This is a genomic window from Pseudoalteromonas sp. TAE79 (assembly GCF_000498015.1).
Classification (GTDB): Bacteria; Pseudomonadota; Gammaproteobacteria; order Enterobacterales; family Alteromonadaceae; genus Pseudoalteromonas.
This window is the reverse complement of the sequence record NZ_AUTL01000191.1, coordinates 1-6,486: the sequence shown is the minus strand read 5'-3', so window position 1 is coordinate 6,486 and position 6,486 is coordinate 1. Positions and strand designations below refer to the sequence as shown.

At 38.8% G+C, this 6,486-nt stretch carries 5 protein-coding genes; 4 read left to right on the top strand and 1 reads right to left on the bottom strand.

What is annotated here, in order from left to right; translation table 11 throughout:
• Together L655_RS0114425 and L655_RS0114420 are read left to right on the top strand one after the other, a co-directional pair.
• On the top strand, positions 1-3,255 hold a 3,255-nt coding region (locus tag L655_RS0114425; protein ID WP_024605400.1), incomplete at its 5' end, for an RHS repeat-associated core domain-containing protein.
• A 1-nt stretch (position 3,256) separates the two neighbouring features.
• Entirely contained in the window at positions 3,257-3,736 is a 480-nt protein-coding gene (locus L655_RS0114420) for a DUF3592 domain-containing protein (protein WP_024605399.1), read from the top strand.
• 126 nt (positions 3,737-3,862) lie between these two features.
• Here L655_RS0114420 and L655_RS0114415 read toward each other — a convergent pair whose 3' ends face one another.
• Positions 3,863-4,198: a helix-turn-helix transcriptional regulator gene (locus L655_RS0114415; RefSeq protein WP_024605398.1), complete on the bottom strand. Its 336-nt coding sequence runs from the start codon at positions 4,196-4,198 to the stop codon at positions 3,863-3,865.
• Positions 4,199-4,270: 72 nt separating this feature from the next.
• Here L655_RS0114415 and L655_RS0114410 point away from each other — a divergent pair, with 72 nt between their 5' ends.
• Positions 4,271-5,245 (top strand): transposase, encoded by a 975-nt coding sequence (locus L655_RS0114410; protein WP_024605397.1) that lies wholly within the window; start codon positions 4,271-4,273, stop codon positions 5,243-5,245.
• A gap of 210 nt (positions 5,246-5,455) precedes the next feature.
• Positions 5,456-6,286, top strand: a complete 831-nt coding sequence (locus tag L655_RS0114405; RefSeq protein WP_024604413.1) for a transposase — start codon at positions 5,456-5,458, stop codon at positions 6,284-6,286.
• Positions 6,287-6,486 lie beyond the last annotated feature (200 nt).

Below are 6,486 nucleotides of genomic sequence, written 5' to 3'. Positions count from 1 at the left end.
GAACATGGCCCAAATGGAGAAATAAATCAAAAAACATTGACTCAATATTGGAAGAGTAGTTTTAAAGGTAACAGTGGTATTGTCGATCCAATTTTAACCACGAATACAGACACTTTATCTTATATCGTAAAGGACAAAAGAGTTACTAAACATGTTAACAGTGACAGCTTTACTAAAAGTTATATCTATAATATTTATGATGCACCTGAGCAAGTTGTTCTAGCAGGGCCATCGGGTACTTTTTATAAAAAGCAGTTTTACCAGCATGACACTTTAAATTGGATTTTAAATTTACCTACCATCACCCAAGTATCAAGCGATGATCAAAACTATATAGAAACTAAACGCATTCAGTACAATGCTTTTTCGAATAGTTACTTTTCAAACCAACAATTACCATCAAAAGTGTACCTATTTGGTCAACTACAACGTACTTTCACTGATTACACCGCACAAGGCAATGTTGAGCGAATAGAGTTTAATTCAAATCGTTCAGTAGGCACTGGTAAGCGTTTTATTGAATATGCAAACTACAAGCGCGGTTTACCGCAGGTAATAACGGTGCCAAATAGGTCAACCACAGGAAGCATGAGTGCGGGTAGGGTAGTTGATAATAACGGGTGGGTAACTCGTACAACCGATTATAATGGCGTATCAACTAATTACACCTATGATGACATGGGTCGTATTAAATCCGTAGATTTAACAAATGATGCGGTTAATGGCAGCTGGTACGACACGTTATATACTTGGCATAACGATACCAATACCCGCACTGCGTCAACGTGTACGTTAGATAGTTCACGGACCGCATGTACAGGTAACGCTGTATTCAAAACTACAGAGTACTATGACAACTTACTGCGACTGACAAAAACAAAAAGCCAAGATTTAGTCAATAGCTCTGCAGCAAATAGTACCCGTTATCAGCGTTTCGAATATAACTACTTGAATCAGCCAACGTTCCAATCTTATGCAAGCGCAAATATAAGTGAAAATAAAGGCACTACAACCGTTTATGATTCACTAGGTCGACAGCAAAGTGTTACAACAAGTGGATTAGGCACCGTTAATTACGCCTATTTATCTGGTAATCGTATAGAAGTAACGGATGCAAAAGGTCACGTAACAACCACAACCTATCAAGCCTTTGGTTCACCAAGTTACTCGCGCGCAATAAAAATAGAATCGCCTGAGAATGTAACCACCACATTAGATATTGATATATTTGGTTTAACACATTCTATTACACAAGCAGGTGCTAACCAGTATGGAAATTCAACGAGTGTTACTGAACGTCGTTATTACGACAATAGTAAACAGTTATGTTTAACTACACGACCGGATGTAGGCAATACCCTTTATAAGCACAATGTAATAGGTGAACTCATCTGGAGCCAAGGTGGCGTTGCTAATACACAATGTACCAGTACAGCGCCGAGTGGGAGTACTTTTTATACATATGAAAACTTAGGCAGTCTTAAACAAGTTAACTACCCAGATGCTTCAGGTGATGTTAGCTACGAGCGCGATAACAACGGGAACGTTAAAACCTTAACAGCTGGTAATGTAATTCATCGTTATGAGTACAACAACCAAAATCGCCTCGAAGAAGAGCAGCTATTTGTGGGTAATGAACTACCTCTAATGCTTAATTATAAATACAATGCTTTGCAACAGCGTGAACAGTTAGGTTACCCAGATGGAACTATTGTAAACTTCAAACCCAATGGCTTTGGTGAGCCAACAGAAGCACAGGTGTATAAAAGTGGAAATGTTGATTTAAGTTTTGCGAAAAGTGCAAGCTACTATGCTAATGGTACACTGAGTTCGTTTACGTATGGTAATGGTGTTAAGCATCAAACAACACTATATGCAGATAGCCTACTACCAAAACAACTTAAAGACACAGGCCCCGCTGGCAGTAATATACCTAGTACTGTTATGGCTTTAACATATGATTACGACAAGAATGCAAATGTAACGTCGATTATTGATAGCCAAAACAGCGCCTATAGTTTAACTAATTTACAGTATGACGACCTTGACCGCTTAACCAGTACCACTGGGGCGGCAGGTATTGGGTCGAGTGAAATGCACTACGATGGGCTCGGTAACATTACGTACTATAAAAATAAGAATAAAACACTTAATTACACCTACGACTACGCTAAAAATCGGTTATCTAAAGTAACCGGCGTAAGCGGACGATATGGCTCAATAGGTTACGATACCCGAGGTAACATCACTAATAATGGCGCATACAGTTTAGATTTTAATGTAGCAAACCAACTTACCACTGCAAAAGGTAATAGTTACTTATACGATGGCCATAACCGCCGCGTAAAACAGAGCGATGGCAATGGCACCAGCTATTCAATGTACAGCCAAGATGGTACATTACTGTATAGAGAAAAAGGCGAGACCATAACAGGCAACGGCACTAACTATATTTACTTAGGTAAAAAACTGATTGCTAAATATGGTGATGTTACACCGCAAACCGTGAATGCAAGTCGTCAACACAGTCGCCCATTTGGTGAATCGATAGAAGCACCCAAAGATGACGTAGGGTACACAGGGCATAAATTCGACACCGATTTAGGGTTGAGTTATATGCAGGCACGATACTATGATCCAGTTATCGGGCGGTTTTATAGTAATGACCCTATTGGGTTTACTGGTGATATAACAACCTTCAACCGCTATTCATATGTAGGCAATAATCCTTATAAGTATACTGACCCGAATGGTCAGACTCGATGGAATATAAATGCAGGAATAAAAATAGTGGGTACTATTGGTGGGGCAGTAAACTTAGGTTTTAGTTTTGATGATCAATCCTTCGAATTCTCAATTACTGCTGGTGGATCAGGTAGGTATGGGGTAGAAGCCGGTACTGATCTAAGTTTCAGCACAGAACCTAGTTCTACTAAAGGTAATTCTGCTGAGCTGAAAGGTACTATAGATTTAAGCTTGGGCACCGGAGAGGAAACAGTTAAGGTGGAGGGTGAGTATTCTACTGCTACCGGCTTCGATGCTAAACCCAGCTTACAAAGTGCGATAAAAGTAGATGCAAACGGAGTAAACCTTTCCCCAAGTTTAGGTGGAAGTATAGGCGCGGGTGCACAAGGTACCGTGAATATATCAATTCCCGATACCTTAAATAATATTAGTAATGCGGTAAGTTCAGCAATAAATTCTGTCAGTGAAGCTGCAAACCAGTGCGCTGCTAATCCAGGGACTTCTTGTTAATATGTTTAAAAAAAGCAAATTGTTTTTCACGATAATGTTGATTGCATCTGCTGGTTGGATAGCAGTACTTAGTTTTTATATATATGAAGGTTTAGAATCTGAAAAATGGCCTTCAACTGAAGGCGTTATAGTCACTGCTTCAGCTAAAAGAATAAATCATAATAAAGAACGTTATGTAATAGATGCCAATTATCAATATAGTATTGGAAATAAAGTTTTCAATGGTAAGAAGGTTTCAATTTTGAATACTAAGTTTACTAGGACGGAAGTAAATGAAAAGTTGAAACAATACTTACCCAAAAATAAAGTTTTGGTCTATTACGAACCAAGCAATCCAAACAATGCATATTTGGTTGTAGGTTCTTATAGCGTACTATATATAATTTGGCTTGTTGCTTTTGTAATATTTATTTTTTCATTCATAAATATTAAAAAACTATATTATGATAAAAAAATAAAAGAAAGGGTCAGTGACACTTGAGAATAGATCTCATTTGATTTTAGCTTACTCCTTTATTAAATAAAAAATGCAAAAAGCCAAAGCAGTTAATTTCTTAGCTGCCTTGGCTTTTTTGTTAGCGGCTATTTTCCTTAGCAGCTTCTTATCTTAGTCGCTTTTCGCTGCACTAAAACGATTAGCATCATGCTTAAGGATTAAACCTTCTAGCACGGTTTTAGTAACTAATTTTTCTTGTTCAGTAAAGCCTTGTATTGCCTCAAACTGTAATTTCAATTCATCATCAGGATCACGTTCACTTGTATTAAAAACGAGTGAATCAATGCTGACATGAAGTGTTACAGCAATCTTTTTTAGTACCTCAAGTGAGGGCTGTGTTGCACCCGCCTCGTACCGTCTGATTTGATTTACATGCACGCCAATAGTGTCAGCCATCTCTTGCTGAGTCAGTTGTTTATCACGTCTTAGTAAAATTAACAGTGACACCCATCCTAAATTTTGCTCTTTTTTAAATTAAGGACTACGTTTATTTAGTGTAAAAAACAAGCAGGGTGTCTTATGGCTATCGCAAGAAAGCGTCAAGTAAGTTTGGTTGATACAAAGTACTACCACTGTATTTCACGTTGTGTACGCCGTGCATTTTTATGTGGCGAAGACCGTTTTACAGGCAAGTCTTACGAGCATCGTAGAGGCTGGGTTGAAGACAAACTGCTTGAGTTAGCTAAGGTGTTTTGTATTGATGTATGTGCTTATGCCGTAATGAGTAATCATACCCATTTAGTACTGTATGTTGATGATAAGAAAGCGAATAGGCTAAATGATAAAGCGATTGTTATTCGCTGGCACAAGCTGTGTAAAGGCACTGTACTTACGCAAAAATACATAGAGGGCGAAAAGCTAAGTAAAATAGAACTCATATTTTTTAATCAAACAGTAAAAGAATATCGAGAGCGCCTATCAAGTATTAGCTGGTTTATGCGGTTGTTAAATGAAAACATTGCTCGCAGAGCAAATAAAGAAGATAACTGCACGGGTAGGTTTTGGGAGGGACGATTTACGTCTCAAGCATTATTAGATGAAGCAGCCCTTGCGGCCTGTATGGCATACGTAGACTTAAACCCCATCAGAGCAAAAATGGCAAATACACCAGAAGAATCTGACCATACCAGCGTTCAAAAGCGACTAACATACGCTAAAGAGGGCAAACAACCAAAACAACTCCTGTGCTTTGCAGGCAAGCCACGTCAAATAATGCCAAAAGGGCTACCGTTTGAGCTTAAGTCGTACCTTGAACTTGTTGAATTAACAGGACGTTGTATACGAGAAGACAAGCGCGGGCATATTGATAATATGAACCTTCCCTTGCTTGAAAGGCTTAACATATCCCCAGAAAACTGGTTAAAACTCACAACACAATTTACGCGCGTATTCCATGGGGCAGTAGGCAGGCCCAGCTCACAAATAAGCTACTGTGAAAACTTAAAGCGAAAGCGGCGAGCGAATATCAGTAACTGCGAAAAGCTACTGGCATAAAGCTTCAACTATTCATTAATAAATCATAACTGCATCATGCAGGCATTTTCATGCGTGTAATTTAGATTAAGAGCGCTAGTGACTTATTTGATGTATGAAATGAAAGCAACCCGGCGATAAAAGATAAATTCCTAACCTAAAAATTAAATTTAATAGTAACGTTTTGTTTGTTCGATTAGAGTGGCTGTCAAGTTTAGTTTCTGTGCGAAGATGACGACCTCAAAAGGGACAATTCAAGGCTACAACGGCATCGCGATAAACGATGATAAACATCAAATCATCCTGCAAGCACAAGCGTGGGGCTCAGTGGGCGAACAACAAACTTTACAGCCAGCCGTTGCACAATTAAAACAGCAACTCGCTAAACTCAATACAGAAAAAATGGCAGATAAACACACCATCAAATTCACCGCAGACAGTGGGTTTAACAGCGAAGTAAATCTTGAGTTTATGGCGCAAAGTGGGTTCGATACCTACATTGCGGATAACCAATTTAGAAAACGAAATCCGCTGTTTAAAGCCAGCGAAACATACGAAACTGAGCAAGAAAAGCGCCGACTAAAACGCAGTAAAGGCAAGGCTCGGTTATTTACCTCAGACGATTTTCATTATGATGAAGCAACCCAAACATGCCGCTGCCCAGCAGGTAATGATATGTGGCGAAGCGGAGTTAATGTAAACAGCCATAACCAACAATACACACGATTCTGCGGTTACTTAAAAGATTGCAAAGTATGTCCACTACAACAGCAATGTATGCGAAAACCACCGATAGAAAGAGGACGACAAGTGCAGTTTATAAATAATGAATCGCGCAAAAAGCTGAGCTATGTAGACAAAATGAAAGTAAAAATAGACAGCCCCATAGGTCGACGACAATATAGCAAACGACTTGGCTGTATTGAGCCAGTGTTCGGGAACATTACAGTGAATAAAGGCATGAATAAATTGACCTTACGGGGTCAAACGAAAGTGAATGCGCAATGGCAACTGTATTGCCTTGTTCATAATATAGAAAAGCTGCAAAACACGATGCATTAAGAAGGGTAAGCCCTCTTACTCTAAATAAAAGCCACTCAAACACCCGTAATCCCTTCCAAAACGCCAATTAAAACAATATCAAACACTTCTATATTCTGCGTGAAAATACAGTAATCAATTGAACCAAAATAGGAACTCAGCTATGGTTTGTTTATCAATAAAAACAAATTTAAAAACGAGTTAATCTACAGGCTCGTTAT